The following is a 23430-nucleotide window of genomic DNA, read 5'->3' as shown; positions in this document are numbered from 1 at the left end:
GATGTCGCCTGGCTGCCATGCTCTACATGTCCATGTAGTGAATGAACTCCAGCGCCTTCTCGCGAAGCTCGTCGTAACCGGCGTTGGGAAACGCGGAGTGGTAGCGGATGAGGTAGCCGTAGTTCTCCATGTTTCTAACCAGACGGAAAAAGTCGTGTGTGGCGACCCGGAAAAAGATGATTCGTCCCTCGCCCGTTGTCCACGAGGTGAAGCTGAGGATCGAGGCGTCGTTCTTTTCGATGGTCTCGATGATTTCGGAAAGCTTGGCCCCGGTCGGCGGCACCTCGATCTCCATCGTCAAGCCGCCCTCGCCGGAGTGGATACGCTCGGCGAGAAAGCCGAGAATTCGCTTGCGGGAAACCACCCCTTCATACCGGCCATCCTCGTCGGCAAGCGGCACGACGCTGCACTTTGCCGCCGCCACGGAGATGAGATTGTCGAAAAGCTGCTCGCCAGGCCGGTAGCTTCTGACGGTTTCGAGCAGCTCCTCGCCGAGCTTCTCCTTCACTGTCGGCCACCCCTTCCGCCCTTCAAGCAGGCGCGAAAGGTGGACCATGCCAAGGTAGCGCTCGCCGTCAAGCACTGGAGCGCAGGCGCACCCCGAAGCAGCGAGCCGCCTTGCCGCATCAGCTGTCGAACCGCCGAGAGTGAAGACCGGATAGTCCGTCTCGGCCAGATATGAGAAGGTTACCGACATTCAGCAGCAAAACTCGATTTTATCGACGCGTCGCTGGTGACGTCCCCCCTCGAATTCTGATGCGAACCAGCTTTCGAGAATCTTCGCTGCACTGGAGTCGTCGTTGAAACGTGCCCCGAAGGCGAGCACATTGGCGTCATTGTGCTGACGCGCCAGCGCCGCGTACTCCGGATTACAAACATTGGCCGCGCGGACGCCCTTCACCTTATTGGCGGCAATGGAGATGCCGATGCCGGTGCCGCACATCAGAATTCCTTGATCGAAATCCCCGCGGGCGACCGCCTCAGCAACCTTGTGGCCATAATCGGGATAATCGACTGATTCGGCGGAATAGGGACCCATATCCTCGAAATCATAGCAATGCTTTTCAAGCCATGAGAGGACGAACTTCTTCAGCTCCACTCCTGCATGATCGCTTCCAACTGCAATCTTCATAATCCTTTAACCTTTTTTTTGATGTTTTTCTTCCTCCGGAGAGAGCGCCGCATAAACAGCCTCTGGCTGTCGACTGCTGGCCGCCCGCCCCGTTTTCTGATGTAGGTTCCGTCCGGCTGCATCTCCCACGATTTGCGGTTATCGCTCAGGGTCAGTTCAAGATCGGATTTGATCGATTCAACCAGGCGCGGCTCAATAACGGGAAAAAGCGTCTCGACCCGCTTGTCGAGGTTACGCGGCATGATGTCAGCACTGCCCAGAAAAATCCGGGCATGATCTCCATTGTTAAAATAATAAACCCGGCTGTGTTCGAGAAATCTACCGATCACGCTGACAACCCGGATGTTTTCGCTGATGCCGGGAATACCAGGCTTGAGACAGCAGATACCCCGGATGGCCAGATCGATCTTCACGCCGGCCATCGAGGCGCGGTAGAGCGCTCGGATGATCTCCTCATCGACCAGTGCATTCATCTTCATGACGATTCTGCCGTTGCCGGTATGCTTTTGGTGGTCGACTTCGTGACGGATCATCTCCATGATCCAGCGCCGCATATTAAGCGGAGAAACGATCAGCGAGCGATATTCGCGATGCTTCGAGTAGCCGGTCAGTGAGTTGAACAGCTCGGTGACGTCGTCAGCAAGCACCGGGTCGGTCGTCAGATAGCTATAATCGGTATAGATTCTCGCGGTCACGGTGTTATAGTTGCCGGTGCCGAGATGCAGGTAGTGGCGAAGTCCCTCCTGCTCACGCCGTACGATCATCGTGAGCTTGGCGTGAGTCTTCAGGCCGGGCAGGCCGTAAACCACATGCGCTCCAGCATCTTCGAGCGAACGCGCCCAGAGGATGTTGTTCTCCTCGTCAAACCTTGCCTTGAGCTCGACCAGCACCGCCACCTGCTTGCGCTGCTCGGCGGCGAACATCAGCGCCTTGACCACCGGCGAGTTGCTGCCTACCCGGTAGAGCGTCTGCTTGATAGAGAGCACATCGGGATCGCGCGCCGCCTGCCAGATGAGATCAACCACTGGCTTGAACGAGTCGTATGGGTGATGCAGCAGCATATCGCCGGAACGCATTTCAGCAAATATGTCAGCAGTCCGCTTGTCATCAAGCGGATTGTTCGGCACGAAAAGCTCGTCTTTCAGATCAGGCCGGTCGATTTTAAGCAGCTCCATCAGCGCGCTCATGCCGAGCACGCCGCCAATTTCGTAAACGTTCCGCTCGTAAGTTTCAAGGTTCTTGACGAGGAGGCTCCGGATGGAGTGCGGCATGTCGGGATTGATATCGAGACGTACCACCTTGCCATAGCGGCGCGAGCGCACCCCCTGTTCGATGCTTTCGAGCAAATCGCCCGCCTCGTCCTCCTCGATCTCGATATCCGCGTCACGGATGATCCTGAATGGGTGGCACTGCAAAATGCGCATCTTCGGAAAGAGCTGATCGAGGTTGTGCTCTACAAGGTCTTCGAGCCACAGTAGGCGTATCCGTCCGTCGTCGAAGCCGAGACCCTCGATCTGGTCGAGTCGGATGATTCTCGACAAAATGCCGGGCACCTTGACGCGAGCAAACTTGATCGCTCCGCTCTCCTCGTCCTCAAGCTCGATTGCAAGATTCAGCGAGAGGTTGGACATGAACGGAAAGGGATGGCCCGTATCGAAAGCGAGCGGCGTCAGAACCGGAAAAACCTCCTTTCTGAAATAGTGCTGAAGAAGTTGCTGCTGCTCGACGGAAAGCGAAGAGACACTGACGAATTCGATCCCTTTCCTTTTGAGCGCAGGCAGAATATCATCGAAAAAACAGGCGTTGCGCTGCCGGAGCTGGCCGATGACGCGCTCGCGAATCCGCTCGAGCATCTCGATAGGCGTGAGGCCATCGACCGAGCGCTCGTTGATGCCCGCAGCGCACTGGTCATCAAGTCCCGCCACGCGGATCATGAAAAACTCGTCGAGGTTGGAGCTGAAAATCGAGAGGAACTTGACGCGCTCCAACAACGGATGCGCGGCGGAATCGAGTGCCTCTTCGAGCACTCGCTGGTTGAAATCGATCCAGCTCAGCTCACGGTTCACGTAGAGCAAGGGATCGCGCAGATCCGGCTCGGCTATAGCCGCCGGAACCAATGTCCCGTTTTCCGAATCTGTCATTTGCTGTTGTACTGGCAATTGATGATTTCATTTTCTGTGACCACCATGTCGAGCGGCTCGTCCCAGGGATCACACGGCACCGACGGAACCTCCTGAAAACTGAATGCCAAACCGATTTTCACCGGATGGATACCATGCCCAGACAGACGGCTGAAGAAACGGTCGTACCAACCTTTTCCAAAACCGATCCGCCCCCCTCTCCGGTCAAAACCCGTGAGTGGCACAAAGACCACCTCGAAACGCTCCTCTCCGGAGAGCACGAGCGGCTCGGGAGTGGGCGGTGCCGATACCGAAATCCTGAACTTTTGGGCAGAATGGTAAATGGAAGTCTTCATGATCCCCTGTTCAATATAAGGCATATACACCGCTTTCCCTTCGAGTGCAAGCTTTTCGAGCAGCTCTAGCGTCCGCGCCTCGCGGTCGTGCTCCATCGAGACGTAGCAGTGAACCCGAGCGGCCTCGCGCAACTTCGGCAATGATGCGGCGTGCGCCTGAATCTTTTCGCTATCCGAAAGCCACCGCTCCAGCGTCATCGCCCTGCGCCTCGCAAGCAGCCTCTTCCGCAATTCCGGTTTGCTCTCGATTGCAAATTCCATGCAGGGGCAATCCTCTCGTTCTTGCCTGCTGCCTCGTCCGAAAAGGAGCGCGCGACAGGCGGTTCAGTTACGTTATCTACTCGCAAGATAATAAATCTGAACGCGATAACGCAGACCGGAGGCATTTCTTCCCGGCACCCCTTCCATACCCAAAAACCTCTGCATCACAAACGATTCGGCAGCTCGGTCATGAACGTCTAACCTCATTCATTTATGTGAAATGAGATAGGATTGTATTACATTGAGGTAAAATCGCACTGCGTTTGTTCCACGCGGTTCATCACGGATATTCGCTTCTCTTTTCAACACATAAATACTGACCATCATGGCAAACGAATCAGGAAACATCGGCGTATTTGGCGATCTCTTCACCGCTGTGGGCGATTTGGCCCAGCAGGCTGTGGACATGGCTGGCAGCGCGCTCAAAACCGCTACCGACACCGTTCAGCCGGTTACCAATGCATGCGTGCAACTCTGCACCACCAGCATCAATTCGGCAACGCAGCTTGTCGAGGGTGCCACCAAAGCCATCACCACGGCGATCGCACCGAAGCAGTAACCGGCTCATGCGGATTCTGATATACCGGCAAAACCGGTAAGCCAGACAGACTGAAAAACAGGAAACCCTTTACACCACACGGTTGTAAAGGGTTTCTGCCTTTTAGGGAAACGATATCATAACGCCAGGACTTTTCAAAGCTGGCATGAACGGCCTGGATCGACCGATTTCAGCGAAGCGACAAGCTGGTTCAATTGACTGTTGTAAAGAGCGTTGTCACGCTCCCAACCATAAAACAGGGGGATGAAATTTTTCCTCAGCTCCCGACCAAAATTCCGTCCGCTTTCGTGATCGGTCAGGTCCCACTCGTCGAGCTTGCTCTCCCTGACCAGGCTGACCGGAAAGAGCAACCGCTGCCCATCTCTTGCTTCACGTTGAGCCGCTTTGAAGAACGTGTTTTTCAACCACTCGCCCTTCATACTGGCATCGGAAACGACAAGCAGCATCTTTTCACAGCACTGATTCGCCCGGTCGAGATACTGTTCGAGATAGCGATTGCTTTTGAGCGTGTCGGGGCAAAGCCAGCACCTGATTCCCTCTTTCTGCAAATCGGCGAACAGACGCTCGACAAACTTTTTGTCACGGGAGCTGTGGCTGATGATGCACGACAGGTAATCAAAATCCTTGCCGGACATGGATCTGACATGATCGATCATTCCCTCAGGCACGCCGCATCCGCGCATGAACGCGTCGGAGAGCTGTCCCTGCGATCGGTAAAGGGTGCTGATACTGATTTCCGATGGCCCCCGGTGATTGATCGCATCAAGCCCCTTGACCGTTCTGAGATCGACATTCATGAAACAGGTGTGAAACGTCTCCGATCCACTCAGATTGGTCATATTCAGCTCCGTACCCCTGAAATTGGCCAGACAAAGATTCGCGTTCTCCAGATTGGCGTCGCAGAGATTCGCGCCCGTGAGGTCAACGCCGCAGAGGCTGGCTCCTGTCAGATTCGCGCCGTTCAGGTTCGCCATACTGAAATCAGCGCCGCTCAGGTTTGCGCCTTTGAGATTGGTCCAGCGGAGCCGCGCTTCACCCAGATCGGCGCCACTCAAATCCGCGTCGCTCAGATCAGCCTCGCTCAGGTCAGCTTTGCTCAGATCGGCTTCATGCAGATTGGCGTGATGCAGATTCACATCCCGGAGATCGGCCTCGTGCAGATCGGCCTCATGCAGATCCGTGTCGTGTAAATCCGCCCCCAAGAGATCAGCCTCATCGAGCTTGGTATCATGAAGATCGGCCTCTCCAGCATTTGCCATGCTCAATGCCACACCAGACAAATCGGCCCAGCTCAGGTGCGCCTCGCGCATATCGCACTCGTTGAGGTTGGCACAGTTGAGCCTGGACTGCGTGAGAATCGCCCCTTTCAGATTGGCATGATTGAGGTCGGCCATGCTGAGATTGGCTCCGTCCAGATTCGCCTCGCTCATGTCGGCCATGACAAGATTTGCTCCGCTGAGATCGGCGTTCGACAGATCGCTCTGCCGCAAATCCGCGCCAGCGAAGTCCGCGCCGTTCAGTTTCGCATCCCTGAACGAAACCCTGCTGAGGCTGGCTCCGCTGAAATTGGCCGCCTTGAAACTTGCGTCGCTCAGGTTGGCTCCGGAAAGATCGGTCTCGCTGAAATCCTTTTTGTTGAACTCCACGGCCTCACCGGGATGCTCCTGTCTGTAAAGATTCCACTCCGGAACCGATCTGCGCAACATCTCGAACGCCTGAGTGGTTTTGGAGGTCTGGCTCCCGGGCTCCGGTTCCCGGTCAGCAATTGGCTCTTTTTTGTTCATGGAAATCAGGAATAAAATTTTTTAACTGTGAAGCTGGAGTCAGTTAGAAACTGCCAGCGAGCTCCTGATCGATATCCAGACCTTCATGCCAGCCGCAAGATTATTCATACACAGCATGACCTTTCCGAACATAATTGTAATATACCAACGATATCCCGACTTGTCCCCGTTCCTGCAAAAAGCGAAAATTCGTGAGCCGCATTGTTTTTCTGCAATGAGAATCACCTCTTCTGTCAACACGTCAATAGCATGAAAACATTTTCATCTCTGTCAAAACCAGCCACTCATCGCTCGATTTACTGTGTCGGCAAAAACTACCCTGATCACGCTCGTGAAATGGCTTCATGGGAGACTGACAAGCCCGAGCCGCTGCATGAAAAGGAGCCTGTTATCTTTATGAAACCCGGCACGGCGCTTTCTACTGACGGCTGCACCTCGATACCGCGGTTCGAAGGGCAGCTGGTGAGCAGAAACCTTCATTACGAAGGCGAGCTGGTGCTGCTGATTGGCGCGGACGCCGATGAAGTATCGCTTGCCGATGCTTCGGCGATCATCGCCGGTTACGCCGCCGGGCTCGATATGACGCTGCGCGATGTACAGCTCGAAGCCAAAAATGCCGGAAATCCCTGGCTGAAAAGCAAGGGGTTTCGCCAGAGCGCACTCGTCTCGGAGTTCATCGCTCCGGAATCGGCTGGCCCGTGGGCTGAACTCGCCATTTCGCTGCGGCTGAACGGAGAGCAGAAGCAGTACTCGAAGGTCTCGAAAATGACTTTTTCACCGGCCTATCTGGTGCATTATTTATCGTATATTTACGGGCTGCGAGCCGGAGACCTTGTCTTTACCGGCACTCCTGCGGGCGTCGGAAGCGTGCTGCCGGGCGATCGTCTCGACGTTTCGCTTGAAACTGCCGACGACCATTCGCAGGCAAAAATACTGGTATCGCTCCAGGCGACTGTTTCCTGAACTATTCATTCCCCGACCATGAGCACTCTGTTTCTGAACGCAAGACTGCTGAATCCCGCTGAAAATCTCGATACCGTCGGTTCGATAAAGATAGGCGACGACGGCCTCATCGAGGCGGTCGCGACTGGAGGCGAATCAATCCCGGCGAAGGCGGAAGACAACGTCATCGATCTCGCAGGCAAGGTGCTCGCTCCAGGCCTTTTCGATATGCACTGCCACTTCAGGGAACCTGGACAGGAATACAAGGAGACGCTTGAAACCGGCTCCGCCGCTGCTGTTGCCGGCGGGTTCACCGGTGTAGCGCTCATGCCGAACACCAGGCCGGTCATCGACAGCCCGCTCGGCGTAGCCTACATCCGCCATCACAGCGCCGGACTGCCGATCGACCTCGAGGTGATTGGCGCCATGACTGTCGAAAGCCGGGGCGAAGCGCTCGCGCCGTATGGCAAATACGCTTCGTACAGCGTCAAGGCCGTTTCGGATGACGGCACGGCCATCCAGAGCTCACAGATCATGCGCCTCGCCATCGAATATGCCGCCAACTTCGACCTGCTCCTGATCCAGCACGCTGAAGACAAGCACCTCACCGCTGGCGGCATCATGAACGATGGCGCAGTCTCGGCGATGCTCGGGCTGAAAGGGATTCCCGAAGTGGCCGAACCGATCATGATCGCCCGCGACCTGCAACTCATCGCCTGGCTGAAAAAGCACAAACTGAACGGAGCCGTAGCGGAACCGCGCTACCACGTGGCGCACATCAGCACCGCAGAATCGGTCGCTCTGGTGCGCAAGGCAAAAGCCGCGGGGCTGAAGGTCACCTGCGAAGTAACGCCACACCACTTCACCCTGACCGAGCACGATCTGTCGAGCAGCATCGAAAAAGGCAACTTCATCATGAAGCCCCCGCTCGCTTCGGTGGAAAACCGCGACGCCCTCATCGAAGGACTGCGGGACGGCACCATCGATGCTATCGCCACCGATCATGCCCCTCATGCCAAGCACGAAAAGGAGTGTCCGCCCGATCAGGCGGCGTTCGGCATCATCGGCCTTGAAACCTCACTCGGCCTGACCATCACCGAACTGGTGGACAAAGGAGTCATCACCCTGTCGCAAGCCATCGAGCTGCTTTCAACCAATCCGAGACGCATCATGGGCCTCGAAACCATCCTTTTCCGGGCGGGTCGCAAAGCCAACCTCACCATCATCGATCCCGACTGCGAGTGGATAGTCAGCGAATCGGATTTCGGCTCGAAGTCGAGAAACACTCCCTTCATGGGACGCAAGCTCAAAGGCAGAGCACTGGGTATCTACCATAACAGCAAGCTCATCATGCGCTGAACGTGCCAAATGGAAACAAAGTGTTTTATCTTTTTTCTTTACACTATTTTTCTTACTTTCACTATCTTTTTAGTTGAATTTGTTGTACAGCATCAACCCAAAGCATTTTATATACACGACCTATGGCCAAGAAACAAACGTTCGGTGACAAGCAGAAAAAAGGCACTGTTGATTTCAAAATGGCGAAGCTGGTCTATTCGGTGAAGTCCGAAAAAACCAATGCATGGAAATTCGTCGAGAAGAGCGTCCGCATTCCCAATGGCGAGAACGAACTCGACGTCCTGAAAAAAGCGATGGCTGGCCAGGGCAAGTAATCCCGGCAAAACCGCCCTGCTTTTTTGCCTGGTCTCATCTCATGAGCGATCACCAATCTCATTCCCGGGGAAAAAACGCCCGGGAATGGTTCGAAGAGTGGTTCGACCATCCCCTCTATCTCAAGGTTTATCATCACCGAGACGCCGAAGAGGCGGAGCGCTGTGTGCGTACCATTCTCGACCTGACCGGCATTGATCCGGCATGGCAGCCCCCGCACTCCGTTCTCGACATCGCCTGTGGCGCGGGACGCCATGCGCTTTCCTTCGCCCGGACAGGTCTGCGTGTAACGGCCAACGACCTCTCCCCTTACCTGCTCGACCAAGCCCGAAAGCAGGCCAAGGCAGAGGGAATCAACATGGAGTTCAGCCGGCAGGATATGAGAACGATCCGCTTCGAACGCCGGTTTGACCTTATCGCTCAACTGTTTTCAAGTTTCGGCTACTTCGAAACCGATCAGGAAGATCGTGATGTGATCGCCAATATAGCTTCCCTGCTCAACCCCGGCGGCTGGTACGTGCTCGACCTGATCAATCCCGTGCAACTGAAAAGCCAGTTTACCCCGCGCACTGAACGAAACTCCGAATCACTGTCGATTATCGAAGAGCGCACGCTTTCCGAACGCCATGTCACCAAAAAGATCACCCTGCATGAGGCCAACGGCAGGAAGCACTCTTTTACCGAGTCGGTCCGGATATACAGCCCGGCTGAGGCCTTCTCGCTGCTCGAATCGGGCGGCTTTGCTGTTGAACGAGTAGTCGGCGACTATGAGGGCAGCCCGTTTGACGAAGCAACCTCCCCGCGCATGATGTTGCTTGCTCGCCTGTTGGTATCCCGATCCTGACCAACAGCTATTTCATTCCTCTCTATCCAAACCGCTATCGGAACCTGATTTATCACGACCGTTCGATGAAGGCGACCAAACCGATTTCGATTATCAGAAAGTTCTCACTTCAGCAATAACTTCCCAAGCGTGTCAATGCCTGCTTTTCGCCCGACGGCGAGGAGGCGCTGGAAGAGCTGGGCGGTGAGGTAGGCGTCGCCGGCTGAGGTGTGGCGATCGTAGAGACAGATGCCATAGCGGGCACAGAGATTGTCGAGACGATACTCTCCGCTTTTGTGAGCAAGATTATAATATGGCCCTTTTTCGAGCCGCTTGGCAAAACTGGCCGTATCGAGCGCCTCGTTCAACAGCTTGATGCCGTACCGCTGCGAGAGCACACGGTTAACCATGGCGATATCAAAATCAGCGTGATGCGCCACAATCACTCCGTTGCCGAGATAATCGAGAAAACGGCATACCGCCTCGCCCTCCTCCATCCCCTGGGTAAGATCCCGCTTCAGGATTCCATGTACGCTGACCGCATCCTTGCCGCCAATAGCTTCCTGGCGAAGCAGCACCTCGAACGAATCGGCGATGTCGATGGTCGAGCCCTTCATGGACACTGCGCCAATTGAAAGTATTCGGTCTTTGACGAGATCGAAACCGCTGGTTTCTGTATCGAAAATGACGAAACGCAGCTCGTCAAGCGGTGTATTGCGCTGTAACGGGTGGTCGAACAGGCTGACGTACCGGCAAATGTTTTCCGGCAGCAAACCTTTGCGGCAGCGCCTCGACGCCTGGATTTTGCGGGCAAGCTCAAGCACGAATGTAGTCGAGCTGGTAACGGAGGTTCAACATGCTTTGAACCTTGCCAATGGTTGTAAAAAGATCTCTCAGCTTCTGGCGCTGCATTTTGTTAAGGTGTTTCGGATCGATGTATCGCCCAGAAGACTTTTCGGCCAGGCCGTGCTCGGTACGCAGGCGCATAAGGAACTCGTAGCCTTGAGCAGCCTCTTCGGCAAGCTCCTGAAACGATGGCAGCAACTGACCGATACGCCGGAAACGTTCGACCGTGCCAAGAAAATCGGTCACTCCGAATTCACATGCCAACACCCTGGCAGCATCCGAAAGCGGCATCAAGGCGCGCGCCTTGATATCGAACTCGTGAGCATGTTCACGGCTCTTTTCGACCAGGAAGTTCCGGAAAAAGCCCAGTGGTGGCGGATTCTGCAAGGCATTCTTCGCAAAGAATTGTAAAAAACCACGACCACGCGCGATCTCCGTATTGATTTCACGCTTCATTTCAAGAGCAAGGGCCGTACTCCCATAGACCGGTCTGAAATCGAAAAAGATGGTCGAGTTCATCAAAGCCTTCGGCTCGGGTGTGCCGATCCATTTGCGGAAATAGTTCATCCATCCGCTCAGCGGCTGGCACCATTCAGGATTGCTCGCCATGATTTCCGCCGGGCATGGTTTGAAACCGCAGGCAACCAGAATGGCGGTGACCCGTTTGCCGAGTTCGAGAAATACTCGCTGCACGGTCTCGCGCGAAGCCTCATTTTCGGGATCGCGGAAAAGAATGGCATTATCCAGATCGGTTCTGAGCAGTTGCTCCTTGCGCCCCTCGCTGCCGAGCGAAAGCCAGCAGAACTCGATGTCGGGCAGGTCGATTCCCTCTCGCTTCATGTCGGCAACCGAAAACTCGATCGCCTTGACGATCAGCGCATCGTTCAGTTCGGTAAAAATATTCGAGATGAAATGGATGGCCACGTCCTGAGCAATGTACATCTTCAGCAGCTTTTCAGCTTTCTCCCGCTCTTGCGAGAGCTGCTCGACGCTCTCGGACTGCATGATTGCCTTCATGATCACGGCGGGGTTGATCCCTTCGGAGGTGACGATGTCGTGCTCGGAGATGATGCCGATGACTGGTGTGTCTGCCGTGCCGTCTTCGGTGATGCAGAAGTGACGAAGCTTGGTCCTGACCATGAGCATCATCATATCAGCCACCGTCTTTCCGGCGGTGATAGTATAGACCGGGCTTGTCATGATTTCGCTGACAGGACGCTCGTTGACCTGTCCGGCGATCGCCACCACCTTCTTGCGCAGATCGGTATCGGTAATGATGCCGAGCGGATGGCGGTTTTCCGCAACGACGATAATCGAGCCGATGTTGTTTTCGGACATAATTTTGGCCGCTTCACGGATCGGGATACCGGGGGCGCAGGTGATGACGTTGCGCACCTGGTCGACCACCAGCGTCTCGTTGGCGAGCAGGCTGCCGCCCCCGGTCTCCATCAGGCTCCTTCGCGTGTCGATGGCCTCGGAGAGGGAGTGCTCGATATGCTGCACGCTGCGGGCGATCGCGCCGGTGAAGTATGCCGCGACCGATGGCTCCGACTGAACCAGCTCCTTGATGGTTTCGACCGGAATGGCAAACAGCAGACTCTCCTCGACCACCTGCGCCGAGAGCAGGTAAGTGCTGGTGCCGAATATGGCGCGCACACCGAACAGGTCGCCTTCATCGCACAGATCGACGAGCACCTCTTCGCCATCAATCAAATCGAACAGGCGCACGGCACCCTTCATGACCATGTAGGAAAACCTGCCGAGTTCATCTCCTTTCCTGAAAAGCGTTTCCCCCTCTTCATGATACTCCACGGCAAGCGAAGCGGCGATTTTCCGGTTTTTGTCGAGACTGAGACGATCGAACGGCGGATATTTGCCCAGATCGGCGGCTACCCTTTCGACGATGATATTCGACGGAGTGGTTGTTTGCATGGGACAATCCTCCTCTCGATGACTGAGGTGTTGAAGGCTTTTGACCGGCTACAGGCAGGCACCAGCATAAAACAATACTTGCTCCCAGATGAGACGCGGCGTCAGTTCAGCATACGGCGTTCACGATACCATTCAAACGTCCGCCGGATGCTCTCTGCAAACGGTTCATAGCGCATACCCAATTCCCGCTGGGCTTTCGACGAATCGAAATACAAAAATTTCGAGGCCACGGTGAACATGGTCATGTTGAACAGCTTCGAAATCTTTTTCCTTTCCGGACTGAACTTAAGGAGAAAACTGACCGCATGAGCTGCCCAGATCGGCAGCGGAAAGGAACGCTGGTGCACGCCGGTGACATCCATGATCGTCTGGGCCAATTCTTTGAACGAAACATTGTCGCCGCCGACAATATAGCGCTCGCCCGTGCGCCCTTTCTTCATGGCTGCAATGAGACAGTCAACCACGATCTCCACATCCACTACGCATATTCCTCCCAATGGATAAAACGGCATCTTGCGCTTGTAGACATCCTTGATGATGCGCCCGGCGTTAAAATTGATATCACCCGCACCGAAGACAAATGCCGGCACCACGATGACACAGTCCATACCTTTTTTCACCGCTGCGGCGACGATCTTTTCCGCAGCATGTTTGGTCCTGGCATACTCCAGATCGATAGTGTCGAAATTCCAGCAGCTCTCCTCGTTGAACTTGCGGTTCGGACCGCTGATTCCCACCGCCGTGATGGAACTCACATGCACCACCCTTTTGACCTTTGCCCGGCGACAGGCATCGAGCACGTTCTGTGTGCCTTCGACATTGATTCTCTGCAACAGGGGATTTTTACGGTCGCCCATATAGGTGATACCTGCGCAATGATAGACCTCTTCAGCTCCCTCAAACGCTCCGGAAAGCGAAGCGATATCCGTCACATCGCCGTAAACGAGAGTAATCCGGTCAAGGCACTCCTTGAGAGAGGCTAAATCGGAGCTAGCCCTGACCAGCACGTAAACATCTTCGCCAGACGCAGCCAGCCTGTGGACAAGACGGGACCCGATGAACCCGGTGCCTCCGGTTACGACTATTTTCTTTCTCACAAATGCACTATGGTATTGAAGAGCTGGTACTTTGACGAATGACGCCCCGGATTCGATCTCCGGAACAATATCCGTCTTATGATGACTTTTTACTCCTGAACCTTGATTTTCCCGTCCAGAATATCCTTGCGGATCGACTCGATACGCTCGTGCACGGACTGATCGATCAATTTTTCGGTATCGCTGTTCCAGACGTAATCGGTATAACGGTTATCGAGACCGAACACTCGCTGCTTTCCGCCCTCGAACTTACCATGCATCGCCTCGTCGATTGTGGTCAGAACAGCCTTGTTGATCGCCTTGTTGATGCTGGTCAGCATGTTCTCCGGAGCAGGCCACTCCAGGCCCATATCGGTGCAGATCACGAGTTTTTTCGATTCGCGCGCTGCCTCGATGACGCCCATGCCGCTCGCTCCTGCCGCCTGGTAGATAATATCCGCTCCCTGGCTGTACTGGCCAAGCGCAATTTCCTTGCCTTTGGCCGGATCGTTGAAGGCGCTACCGGTCATGCCAATAAAGTTGGTGATGAGCTTGATGTCCGGCCTGACATACTTGGCCCCCTCGATATAGCCGGACTCGAATTTTCTGATGATGTTGGAATCCATGCCGCCGATGAAGCCGATAATGCCGGTTTTCGATTCGAGCGCCGCAATCGCTCCGGCAAGGAACGACCCCTTTTTCTCCTCGAACACGATGCCGGAGAGGTTCGACGGAATCTCTGCACCGGGCTGTGGATTGTAGTCGATACAGGCGAACTTCTTGTCGGGGAATTCTTTGGCGATAGCCGTAATGTCATCGGTAAAAAGCAGACCGACGCCGATGATCAGCTTGACATCGGGATCGGCGGCCATTTGCCTTAGCGCCGCCTCGCGGTCGGCACCCTCGCCTGATGGCTCGATGTAATCGAACTGTATCCCGAGCTTCTTCTTGGCCTGTTCAAGGCCGTTATAAGCCAAATCGTTGAACGACTTGTCTCCACGACCACCGACATCGAACACCAGGCCGACTTTGTAAGCGTTTGGATTGCTTTCCGAGACCTTTTTTTTCCCCGCGCATCCAGTAAGAAGCAGCATGAACATCGTCAGAATAGACGAAAGCCTGAAAAAGAATGATGAATATTTCCGGTAAGTCATGCCTGTAGCAGAGGTTGATTCGTCAAAAATTTTGACTTTTAATATAATAAATTCAACACTTAATCACGTTGACCCAAGCGACGGGCAGCAAGAAGGATGGTAGCCCGAATGAAAAGAGGCTGGCCCGATTTTATTTCCGGAACAGCCCCTTTTGAAAACGTTATTCTACGCCAGCAGAAATTTCCGCCACTCGTTACCCAATGATAGACTTACGGCTTCAGCTGGTTTTCCCTCTGCGCGAACAGGCTTCTGATACCTGGCAGCATCGAGAGAGCGGCCGAATCGTTGCCCAGCTTGACCGCTTCCGCAAGCTCGTCGATGGCGCGACCGATGGTCTGGTTGACCATGAGGTCCGCCTGGCCTGTACCGGGGGTCAGAAATCTGGTTTCTCCGCCAAGCCGAAGCACTTTGGTTCTCACATCGGGCTTCGTGCAGCGACGCCCAATAGCTTCGATACGGTCAGCCCATTCAGCAGGACCGGCTGCGATTTCCGTCTTTTTTCTTTTGCCGACCGAGATTTCATCCATGCCATTTGACACAAAAAGAACGGCCAGGCAGGTGACACTCAGCAAGCCAGCAATAATCCCCCCGATTCTCATTCCCTGGAGCTCCAGAGTCAGACCAGCGATGGAGGCAAGAAACGCAAACAGCGCAATCACTGCGCTTATGATGGTTGAAAGGTTCCAGCCCAGACGGAATCCCCTAACGAGAGCATATGAACCTGCCGAAAGTGACAGGGTAAAAAGAGCAATCGGGGCGAACTGCAATTCGCCATTGATGAGATTTCCGAAAAACAGCGCAAAAAAGAGAGCGAGAACCGCCAGCACGATGCCCAACGGCAGCAATACCCAAAGCCAGGATTGTTTCATTCCTCAGTAGTTTTATCGTCACGAAATGTTCCGCTTTACGGCGCCAAACACATCACGGCCAGAATCATTTCCGGCCGGCAGCGCCAATCAGATAGCCAAGATAAGAAAATCCCTTGCAATAGCCCCAAGTTCTCGGCATGTCCCATCCTGTCAACTAGGCACTCATCACCAGCGTCCACCTTCACGGTATTCGCATTTCATGTACCATTTCATAAAGATAACCGGCGGGGTTTCGAGGGAAACATGCTACATTGCGTGTCCTAAATTTTGATCAACCTTATTGCATACCATGCCTTTTTCCGCTCTCGGCATCATCGATCATCTGCGCAAAGCTCTCGCCGAAGAGGGCTACAACTCCCCCACCCCGATACAGAAAGAAGCTATCCCGGTCATTCTCGAAGGTAACGACCTGCTCGCTTGCGCCCAGACCGGCACCGGCAAAACCGCCGCGTTCGCGCTGCCCGTGCTGCAACGGCTGCACCAGAGCCGGATGCATGGCGAAAAGCGTAAAATCCGCTGCCTCGTGCTCACCCCGACCAGAGAGCTCGCAATCCAGATCGGCGAAAGCTTCACTGCCTATGGCCGTCATACCGGCCTCATAAACACCGTGATTTTTGGCGGCGTCAACCAGAACCCGCAGACCGCGCGGCTCGTGCGAGGCGTCGATATTCTGGTCGCCACGCCGGGCCGCCTGCTCGATCTGATCGGCCAGGGCCACCTGCACCTGCGCGACATCGAATATTTCGTGCTCGACGAAGCTGACCGGATGCTCGACATGGGCTTCATCCACGACATCAGACGAGTACTGGCGGTTCTACCGAAAAAACGGCAGTCACTCTTCTTTTCGGCCACCATGCCACCCGAAATCATCAAGCTCTCCGCTGCGATTCTGCACAACCCGAAAGAGGTCATGGTCACGCCGGTTTCATCGACCGTCGAGATCATCAACCAGCAGATTCTGTTCGTTGATCGCGAAAACAAGAACAGCCTGCTCGCGCACCTGCTCAAGGAACGAAACATCGAAAGCGCGCTGGTCTTCACGCGAACCAAGCACGGCGCGGACAAGGTGGCCCGTTTTCTGGCGCACCACGACATCACCGCCGAGGCGATTCACGGCAACAAATCGCAAAACGCCCGCCAGCGCGCGCTCGGCAACTTCAAGACGAGGCAAACGAGAGTGCTGGTCGCCACCGACATCGCTGCGAGGGGAATCGACATCGATGAACTCGAATATGTCATCAACATCGATTTGCCCAACATCCCGGAAACCTACGTGCACCGCATTGGCCGAACTGGCCGGGCCGGAAACCGTGGAGCCGCATACTCCTTCTGCAACGCCGAAGAAAAAGCCTATCTCCGCGACATCGAAAAACTGATCGCCCGAAAAATCCCGGTCATCGAAGATCATCCCTTTCCGATGGTGAACACGATTCCGGAAAATGCTGCAGCATCAAAGCAACCGGCAAGAAAGGTCCCCCATCAGAAAAAACCTTCTGGAACCCACCCCGGCAACTCTCACTGGAAACGGAAATGAAAACCGTATAAGAAATTCCCTCTGAGCAGTGGCTTTTGATTTATGCCGCTGGAATCGCTACTATTATTCTGATGCCTGACCGAGCTGGAGAGGCATCCGCACCACTGATTGATCGAGCGCCCCCCCCAAAAAAACGGGAAGATCGTTACCGTGGGAAAAACAGAGCCGGAACAGACAGGTATTGTCACCTCGATTCGCGGAAGCGTGGTCGATATGCGCTTCGACGAGCTTCTGCCGTCGATCTACTCGGTTGTCAAAACCGGGCGCGAGATGGAGGTGACGGTCGAAATTCTCATGCAGCTCGACCGGCGGCACGTCCGAGGCATCGCGCTCACGCCGACCGAGGGGCTGTGCCGTGGAATGAAAGCCCGCAACACCGGCTCGCCGCTCAAAGCGCCCGTCGGCAAAGGCACACTGTCGCGCATGTTCGATGTGTTCGGCAACGCCATTGACCGGCGCGGCCCCGTAACCAACGTCACCTGGCGCTCGGTGCATGGCGCTCCTCCCCAACTCTCCCGCCGCTCGACAAAGTCCGAGGTGTTCGAGACGGGCATCAAGATCATCGACCTGCTCGTACCGCTCGAACGCGGCGGCAAGGCGGGGCTGTTCGGCGGGGCGGGCGTCGGCAAGACCGTGCTCCTGACCGAGATGATCCACAACATGGTGAGCAAGGAGAGCGGCGTCAGCATCTTCTGCGGCATCGGCGAACGGTGCCGCGAGGGCGAGGAGCTCTACCGCGACATGAGCGAGGCGGGCGTGCTCGACAACATGGTGATGGTGTTCGGCCAGATGAACGAACCGCCCGGCAGCCGCTTCCGCGTTGGCCTCACGGCGCTGACGATGGCCGAATACTTCCGTGACGACCTGCATCAGGAGGTGCTCTTGCTCATCGACAACATCTTCCGCTTCATCCAGGCCGGATCGGAGATTTCCGGCATGATAGGCCAGATGCCCTCCCGCCTCGGCTACCAGCCCACCATCGGCACCGAACTCTCCGCCCTTGAAGAGCGCATCGCCAACACCGGCACGGGCGCGATCACCTCGATTCAGGCGGTGTACGTTCCGGCGGACGACTTCACTGACCCTGCGGCCGTGCACACCTTTTCGCACCTCTCGGCCTCTTTGGTGCTTTCGCGCAAACGCGCAGGAGAGGGGTTCTACCCGGCGGTTGATCCGCTCTCGTCAGGCTCGAAGATGGCTGGCGAAAGCATCGTTGGCCGACGCCACTACGATCTGGCGCGCGAAGTGCGGCGGGTGCTCGCGCAGTACGCCGAGCTGAAGGACATCATCGCCATGCTCGGCCTCGAACAGCTCTCGGCGGAGGATCGCCGCCTCGTCGGACGGGCGCGGCGGCTCGAACGCTTCTTCACCCAACCCTTCTTCACGACCGAACAGTTCTCCGGCCTCGCGGGCAAAAGTGTCCCGATTGCCAACACCATCGACGGTTGCGAACGCATCCTGCGCGACGAGTTCGAGAACTATCCTGAACGCGCACTCTATATGATCGGAAGCATCGCCGAAGCGCAGGAAAAAACGGTGATCGAAACGACGATGAGTGAGTCCGTAGCCGCTAAACCGGAAGGAGGAAATTGAGATGCTTGCCGACTCGATGCGCCTGAAAATTCTCCTGCCCTACAGAGTGTTCGCCATCAAAGAGCGGGTGCTGAACATCGTCGCCGAAACGGAGCTGGGCTCCTACGGTTTCCTGCCCAACCGGCTTGACTGCATCGCACCGCTCGTGCCAGGCATCCTGATGTACAAGACTCACGATGAGGGCGAAACTTTCGTCGCGGTCGATCAGGGTATTCTCGTCAAAACCGGGCCTGAGGTGGTGGTGTCCGTGCGTCACGCCATTGGCGGGGTCGATCTCGGCCAGCTCGAATCGGCAGTCAAGCAGCAGTTTCTCGATCTCGACGAGCGCGAGCGCAGCGTTCGCAGCACGATGGCCAAGCTGGAGAGCAGTTTCATCCGGCGCTACATGGAGCTGAAACATGAATGAGCGCGAACCGGAAAAATTGTCGGCGAAGGACAAGCCGCTCGAAAAGCGTGTCGGCGACAGTGAACTGCGCAAGATCAGGGCGCGAAAGAACGCGACCCGAAGCATTTGGGAAGGATTCGCCATGTTCGGCATCATCGGCTGGGCGGTAGCGATTCCGACACTCATCGGCGTGGCGGTCGGCATCTGGCTCGACCGGCACTACCCTTCGCCCCACTCCTGGACGCTAACCATGATCGTCGTTGGGGTGGTGATCGGCTGCCTGAACGCCTGGCACTGGGTCTCGGAGGAAAACCGGAACATCGACAAGGAGGAGTGACATGACAACGAATTTTCTGGCAATACTCGGCGGCTTTGCGCTGGGGCTGTTTTATTTCGGCGGACTCTGGCTGACCGTGCGAAAGGGACTCTTCTCGCCGCACCCGGCGCTGCTGTTTCTGACAAGCACGCTTCTGCGCACGGCGAGCGTCATCGGCGGATTCCTCCTCATTTCGTCTGGCGATCCGGTGCGGCTGCTCTTTGCCGTCGGCGGTTTCGTGGCGGCAAAAGTGGCGAGCATCGCGTTCGGACGCCGCAACAGTGCACCGGAGCATCGCGACAAAGAGGAGACGCCATGCATCTGAGCAGCGACGAGGTCATTCTGTGGCAGTCGGGCTTTCTGAAGCTCAACCTGACCATCGTCACCACGTGGGCCCTGATGCTACTGCTCGCAGGCGGCTCGGCGCTCATTACGCGGCGGCTCTCGACCGGCATCACGATTTCGCGCTGGCAGAGCATGCTGGAGATCATTGTTACAATGGCCCACCGGCAGATCAGCGAGGTGGGCCTGCAGAAGCCCGAAAAGTATCTGCCCTTCATTGCCGCGCTCTTTCTGTTCATCGCCACGGCGAACCTCTGCACGGTCATTCCTGGCTACGAACCGCCGACCGGCTCGCTCTCCACCACGGCGGCCCTCGCCCTCTCGGTCTTCATCGCCGTGCCGCTTTTCGGCATCGCGGAGAGCAGCCTTGTGGGCTACCTGAAAACCTACGCCGAACCGACGCCCATCATGCTTCCCTTCAATATCGTCGGCGAACTCACCCGTACGATGGCGCTCGCCGTGCGTCTGTTCGGCAACATGATGAGCGGCGATATGATTCTCGTCATTTTGCTGACGATTTCGCCGCTCGTCTTTCCGGTGCTGATGAACATCCTCGGCCTGTTGACTGGCATGGTGCAGGCCTACATTTTCAGCATCCTGGCCACGGTCTATATCGCGGCGGCGACCAGAACGCGCTAAAAATCAACAAGTTAACCAAACGAGAAACTATCATGGATACGCTCACCATCATCGCGATTGTCTCCATCGCCACTGCGGGCCTGTCGTTCAGCGATGCAAGCAGCTCTTTGGTCGCCTCGGTCGTGCGATGCTCGACCACCTCAAGCACGCGCCTTTCGCCGAGATCAGTCAGCGTTGTGACGTAATGCTGGCCCGCCTTGAAGCTTTTTTCATCGATACCCAGATACTCGACGGTTTCGGCTTTCCGGCGAACCAATCCTCGCTGAACGGCGCGTCGCATGATTTGATTGACGGTGTGCCAGTTCAAGCGTAACAGGCGCGACGCCGCCTTGATATTGGCACAGTGCAACAACAGCTCGACGGCAAAGCTCTCGAACAGCAACGTGAAACGAGAATGCCGTGCCGCCCATGGCGCCTGAACGGTTTTGACTCCATGCTCCTTGCATTGGCAACGAGGCAAACGGGCCACCAGGATCGTCTCGAACTGCATGGTATCAAGATGAAGCCACCGCTGCTCAGCGGCATGGTCATAGATGAGGCATGATTGGCCGCAGATTGGACACTCGCCCTGCTTGCCGGTAAAGGCCAGTCTGATCTCCACTTGCCGGCTACTCATCGACAAGTTGACGTTCTCGACTTCCCAGTTTGAGGGAAGACCTAACAGTTGGTGGTAATGGCTCGACAGGCTCTGCATGGGCTGATCAATGTGGTTAGCTTGCTTGAATTGCACGACTACGCCAAGTTACCCATTACAGCCACAGCTTTCCACGATATTCTGCGAAGAGCCGAAACCTGGATCGAGTTAATTTTTTTACTGAACCTGCTATCACTTTTTACAAAGATTTCATATAATGTAGAAGGTAGTATCCTTGGCAGTACCTCAGAGCAATACCCTTTACATAACCTCGATTCTACTGAACTCCCGCCCAATGTTCACAGTACACGATGATTTTCATTTTTTGAGAGTAGAACTTGACGGTCATGTCGATCGAAATGACCTGTTCGATGCCCAAGATGCGCTCATGCAGCACCCCAAATACCATCACAAAAATGCGCTGTGGGTTATTAAGGATGGCTGTATCTGCGGATTTTCAGAGATCGATCTCTCTGCAACGATCGAAAGGATAAAAAATTTTTGGCATCATGAGGCGACAAAACAGAAATCCGCTTTTTTCGCCTCAAACAGCTTCCGGTACACACTTATCAAGTTTTTTTGTGAAGAAGCTGAGTACAAAAAGCTTCCGTTCACGATGATGCCGTTCATGAACCTTCAAGATGCAGAGGCCTGGTTGAAAGAAAATTCTGCCGGTTAGATGTTGCTGAAGGCGGACCACACTGCATATGAAACACCACCTCCATCCTTCGTCACATTTGTGATATTATCCTCCCCCACCGGAATGACAACAGCGTGTACCCGGCAACCATCGGCCACCTCCAGAGAAATTTGATAGCGTTTGGAAACATTGTTTCCCAAACGTTCCAAAAGATTGGCGTTGACAACAAAAAACAGCCGGGAGTCTGCTTTTCAACAAACCCCCGGCTGGAAAATCCGGCTGCGGCAGCAAAAAAACCTTATCCGACCTCTTTACCGGCCATAACAAGGGTAGGAGGCATACCAAGGTGTTTGCCATCGAGCAGGACGTTCCAGTAGAGCGGCTCGAAGGCGAGCTTGCCATACCAGTTCATCTTGGTCTCCTTCAACAGTGAGAATGGCCCAAGCTTTGGCATCGGGAACTTGCCCGGCAACGGCTCGATTTTGTAATTGAAGTCGATCAGCGAGGCGGTGCCTTTCGAATAGACGATGAAGCAGGTCGAGTGGCCATCGAAAATCTCCTCCGGCTTGGCGCCATAGATTTCGGCCATGATGTTGAAGACCACGACGTCCGCCTCGTAGTGTGCAACCGAACCGGCCTTTGAGGTCGGTACGTTGGTGGCGTCGCCGATCACATAGACACCATCGTGCTTGAGCGCCTTGAGCGTATTGTGGTGCGTTGGCACGTAACCGATACCGTCGTCGATACCGGAGTTGCTGATTACCGGATCACCGATCGTGGTCGGCACAATAACCAGGGTATCATACTTCACCTTGTCGCCCTGTACTGACTCGATGAATTTCTCCTTGCCATCGACACGGTTGAGCTCGAAGCTCGTGGTGATCTTGATGTTTTTCTCCCTCGCCGACTCGGTGAATACCGCAGCTGCCTTGGGCTTGGTGAAGGCCATCGGCAACGGCGTGACCAGCTCGATTTCCGATTTGTTCCTGACCCCCTTCTTTTTCAGGAACCAGTCCGCCATAAAGACAAACTCGATCGGCGCCACCGGGCATTTGAACGGCAGCTCGGCGATGTTCATGACCAGCTTTCCACCATCGAACTCTTTCAGGCGCAGCCTGAGCTGATCAGCCGCCTCCTTGTAGTAGAAGGTGAAGGCATTCTTGCCCCAGGCCTCCATCAAACCCTCATTCTCTTCCGGAGCGATACGGCAACCGGTACTGATAACGAGAAAGTCGTAGGTAAACGTGTGGTTTTTGGTCTTGACCTCTTTCTTTTCCGGATCGATATGGGTGATTTCATCCATGACGAAATTGATACCCGCAGTAATGTACTTCTTCCTCGATTTGACCAGAGTGCTCGATTTCTGAACTCCGAACGGCACGAACAGAAGACCCGGCTGATAAATGTGGTCGTCATCACGATCGATAACCGTGATTTCCCAGTCTGCCGGGAGGTGACGCCTCAGATTGTTCGAGACAATCGTTCCGGCGGTACCCGCTCCCAATACGACGATTTTTTTAGACATACTCGCAGCCTCCAGCGCTTGTTGTTTTGAGTTGAAATGGGAAAAGCAACAGAGACACGGCCCAAGGCATCATAACGATGCGTCATTTCAACAGGTCGCTCTATAACAATCGTTAAACATAATCTGCGCAAAAATCCCTCCAGAATGATCGACTTGGTTCCGGAAGGAGAGTGCTGGCCAACACAAATGCCTGTTTTCAAGCTCATTTGCAATCCCGGTGCGACACGACGAACAAAGGCATCTTTTGCAGACACCCGTCATCACCGGCGGCCAAATGAATCAACTATATAACTGCAT

24 protein-coding genes are annotated in these 23430 nt (G+C 55.2%); 12 read left to right on the top strand and 12 right to left on the bottom strand.

The genetic code is table 11. From position 1 onward, the window contains the following. Positions 1 to 22: 22 nt before the first annotated feature. Genes AYT24_RS04825 through AYT24_RS04810 form a run of 4 tightly spaced genes read right to left on the bottom strand, consistent with a single transcriptional unit; the run spans position 23 to position 3869 of the window. The gene (locus AYT24_RS04825; protein ID WP_010932729.1) at positions 23 to 697 is read right to left on the bottom strand and encodes a CBS domain-containing protein; all 675 of its coding nucleotides are present in this window, start codon (positions 695 to 697) and stop codon (positions 23 to 25) included. Next, a complete protein-coding gene (gene rpiB / locus AYT24_RS04820) occupies positions 698 to 1132 on the bottom strand; it encodes a ribose 5-phosphate isomerase B (protein WP_010932728.1) in 435 nt (144 codons plus the stop codon). Then, a complete protein-coding gene (gene ppk1 / locus AYT24_RS04815; RefSeq protein WP_010932727.1) occupies positions 1129 to 3273 on the bottom strand; it encodes a polyphosphate kinase 1 in 2145 nt (714 codons plus the stop codon). The genes rpiB and ppk1 overlap by 4 nt, the downstream gene beginning before the upstream one ends. Then, the gene (locus tag AYT24_RS04810) at positions 3270 to 3869 is read right to left on the bottom strand and encodes a 5-formyltetrahydrofolate cyclo-ligase (protein WP_010932726.1); all 600 of its coding nucleotides are present in this window, start codon (positions 3867 to 3869) and stop codon (positions 3270 to 3272) included. Before AYT24_RS04810 ends, ppk1 begins: the two co-directional genes overlap by 4 nt. Before the next feature lie 325 nt (positions 3870 to 4194). Between AYT24_RS04810 and AYT24_RS04805 the strand changes: the two genes are divergently transcribed. Next, a complete protein-coding gene (locus tag AYT24_RS04805) occupies positions 4195 to 4428 on the top strand; it encodes a chlorosome envelope protein F (RefSeq protein ID WP_010932724.1) in 234 nt (77 codons plus the stop codon). 134 nt (positions 4429 to 4562) lie between these two features. Here AYT24_RS04805 and AYT24_RS04800 read toward each other — a convergent pair whose 3' ends face one another. Further along, on the bottom strand, positions 4563 to 6212 hold the full coding sequence (locus AYT24_RS04800; protein ID WP_010932723.1) for a pentapeptide repeat-containing protein: 1650 nt from the start codon (positions 6210 to 6212) through the stop codon (positions 4563 to 4565). A gap of 249 nt (positions 6213 to 6461) precedes the next feature. Here AYT24_RS04800 and AYT24_RS04795 point away from each other — a divergent pair, with 249 nt between their 5' ends. The 4 genes from AYT24_RS04795 to AYT24_RS04780 all read left to right on the top strand — a co-directional run bounded on the left by AYT24_RS04795 (position 6462) and on the right by AYT24_RS04780 (position 9669). Continuing rightward, positions 6462 to 7175: a fumarylacetoacetate hydrolase family protein gene (locus tag AYT24_RS04795; protein WP_010932721.1), complete on the top strand. Its 714-nt coding sequence runs from the start codon at positions 6462 to 6464 to the stop codon at positions 7173 to 7175. 18 nt (positions 7176 to 7193) lie between these two features. Continuing rightward, positions 7194 to 8513, top strand: coding sequence for a dihydroorotase (locus tag AYT24_RS04790; protein WP_010932720.1), 1320 nt, complete (start codon positions 7194 to 7196; stop codon positions 8511 to 8513). A 122-nt stretch (positions 8514 to 8635) separates the two neighbouring features. Then, entirely contained in the window at positions 8636 to 8827 is a 192-nt protein-coding gene (locus tag AYT24_RS04785) for a hypothetical protein (RefSeq protein WP_010932719.1), read from the top strand. 41 nt (positions 8828 to 8868) lie between these two features. Next, positions 8869 to 9669 (top strand): class I SAM-dependent methyltransferase, encoded by an 801-nt coding sequence (locus AYT24_RS04780; RefSeq protein WP_010932718.1) that lies wholly within the window; start codon positions 8869 to 8871, stop codon positions 9667 to 9669. Between the two features lie 104 nt (positions 9670 to 9773). Here AYT24_RS04780 and AYT24_RS04775 read toward each other — a convergent pair whose 3' ends face one another. From AYT24_RS04775 to AYT24_RS04755, 5 genes are all read right to left on the bottom strand, one after another. Continuing rightward, positions 9774 to 10472, bottom strand: coding sequence for a 3'-5' exonuclease (locus AYT24_RS04775; protein ID WP_010932717.1), 699 nt, complete (start codon positions 10470 to 10472; stop codon positions 9774 to 9776). Further along, complete coding sequence (locus tag AYT24_RS04770) at positions 10465 to 12426, bottom strand: DUF294 nucleotidyltransferase-like domain-containing protein (RefSeq protein ID WP_010932716.1); 1962 nt, start codon at positions 12424 to 12426, stop codon at positions 10465 to 10467. The genes AYT24_RS04775 and AYT24_RS04770 overlap by 8 nt, the downstream gene beginning before the upstream one ends. A 101-nt stretch (positions 12427 to 12527) precedes the next feature. After that, positions 12528 to 13523, bottom strand: a complete 996-nt coding sequence (locus AYT24_RS04765) for an SDR family oxidoreductase (protein WP_010932715.1) — start codon at positions 13521 to 13523, stop codon at positions 12528 to 12530. Positions 13524 to 13612: 89 nt separating this feature from the next. Then, complete coding sequence (locus AYT24_RS04760) at positions 13613 to 14656, bottom strand: BMP family lipoprotein (RefSeq protein ID WP_010932714.1); 1044 nt, start codon at positions 14654 to 14656, stop codon at positions 13613 to 13615. Between the two features lie 209 nt (positions 14657 to 14865). Next, on the bottom strand, positions 14866 to 15525 hold the full coding sequence (locus tag AYT24_RS04755) for a hypothetical protein (protein ID WP_010932713.1): 660 nt from the start codon (positions 15523 to 15525) through the stop codon (positions 14866 to 14868). A gap of 289 nt (positions 15526 to 15814) precedes the next feature. Here AYT24_RS04755 and AYT24_RS04750 point away from each other — a divergent pair, with 289 nt between their 5' ends. From AYT24_RS04750 to AYT24_RS04725, 6 genes are all read left to right on the top strand, one after another. After that, positions 15815 to 17059, top strand: a complete 1245-nt coding sequence (locus AYT24_RS04750) for a DEAD/DEAH box helicase (protein ID WP_010932712.1) — start codon at positions 15815 to 15817, stop codon at positions 17057 to 17059. Positions 17060 to 17209: 150 nt separating this feature from the next. Next, on the top strand, positions 17210 to 18652 hold the full coding sequence (gene atpD / locus AYT24_RS04745; protein WP_010932711.1) for a F0F1 ATP synthase subunit beta: 1443 nt from the start codon (positions 17210 to 17212) through the stop codon (positions 18650 to 18652). Position 18653: 1 nt separating this feature from the next. Further along, positions 18654 to 19058 (top strand): F0F1 ATP synthase subunit epsilon, encoded by a 405-nt coding sequence (locus AYT24_RS04740; protein ID WP_164926973.1) that lies wholly within the window; start codon positions 18654 to 18656, stop codon positions 19056 to 19058. After that, on the top strand, positions 19051 to 19374 hold the full coding sequence (locus AYT24_RS04735) for an AtpZ/AtpI family protein (RefSeq protein ID WP_010932709.1): 324 nt from the start codon (positions 19051 to 19053) through the stop codon (positions 19372 to 19374). The genes AYT24_RS04740 and AYT24_RS04735 overlap by 8 nt, the downstream gene beginning before the upstream one ends. Before the next feature lies 1 nt (position 19375). Next, on the top strand, positions 19376 to 19678 hold the full coding sequence (locus tag AYT24_RS04730) for an ATP synthase subunit I (RefSeq protein WP_010932708.1): 303 nt from the start codon (positions 19376 to 19378) through the stop codon (positions 19676 to 19678). Then, positions 19669 to 20334 (top strand): F0F1 ATP synthase subunit A, encoded by a 666-nt coding sequence (locus AYT24_RS04725; protein WP_010932707.1) that lies wholly within the window; start codon positions 19669 to 19671, stop codon positions 20332 to 20334. Before AYT24_RS04730 ends, AYT24_RS04725 begins: the two co-directional genes overlap by 10 nt. Here the strand turns inward: AYT24_RS04725 and AYT24_RS04720 are convergent. Next, a complete protein-coding gene (locus AYT24_RS04720; protein WP_226986872.1) occupies positions 20285 to 21028 on the bottom strand; it encodes a helix-turn-helix domain-containing protein in 744 nt (247 codons plus the stop codon). The two genes, AYT24_RS04725 and AYT24_RS04720, sit on opposite strands and share 50 nt — an antisense overlap. Positions 21029 to 21263: 235 nt before the next feature. Between AYT24_RS04720 and AYT24_RS04715 the strand changes: the two genes are divergently transcribed. Next, the gene (locus AYT24_RS04715; RefSeq protein WP_164926972.1) at positions 21264 to 21647 is read left to right on the top strand and encodes a hypothetical protein; all 384 of its coding nucleotides are present in this window, start codon (positions 21264 to 21266) and stop codon (positions 21645 to 21647) included. Between the two features lie 259 nt (positions 21648 to 21906). On the opposite strand, the gene AYT24_RS04710 is transcribed toward AYT24_RS04715, so the two are convergent. Continuing rightward, positions 21907 to 23133 (bottom strand): type III sulfide quinone reductase, selenoprotein subtype, encoded by a 1227-nt coding sequence (locus tag AYT24_RS04710; RefSeq protein ID WP_010932704.1) that lies wholly within the window; start codon positions 23131 to 23133, stop codon positions 21907 to 21909. Between the last annotated feature and the right edge of the window lie 297 nt (positions 23134 to 23430).

The organism is Chlorobaculum tepidum TLS (genome assembly GCF_000006985.1).
GTDB classification, from domain to species: domain Bacteria; phylum Bacteroidota; class Chlorobiia; order Chlorobiales; family Chlorobiaceae; genus Chlorobaculum; species Chlorobaculum tepidum.
This window is presented reverse-complemented; position numbering and strand designations above follow the sequence as displayed.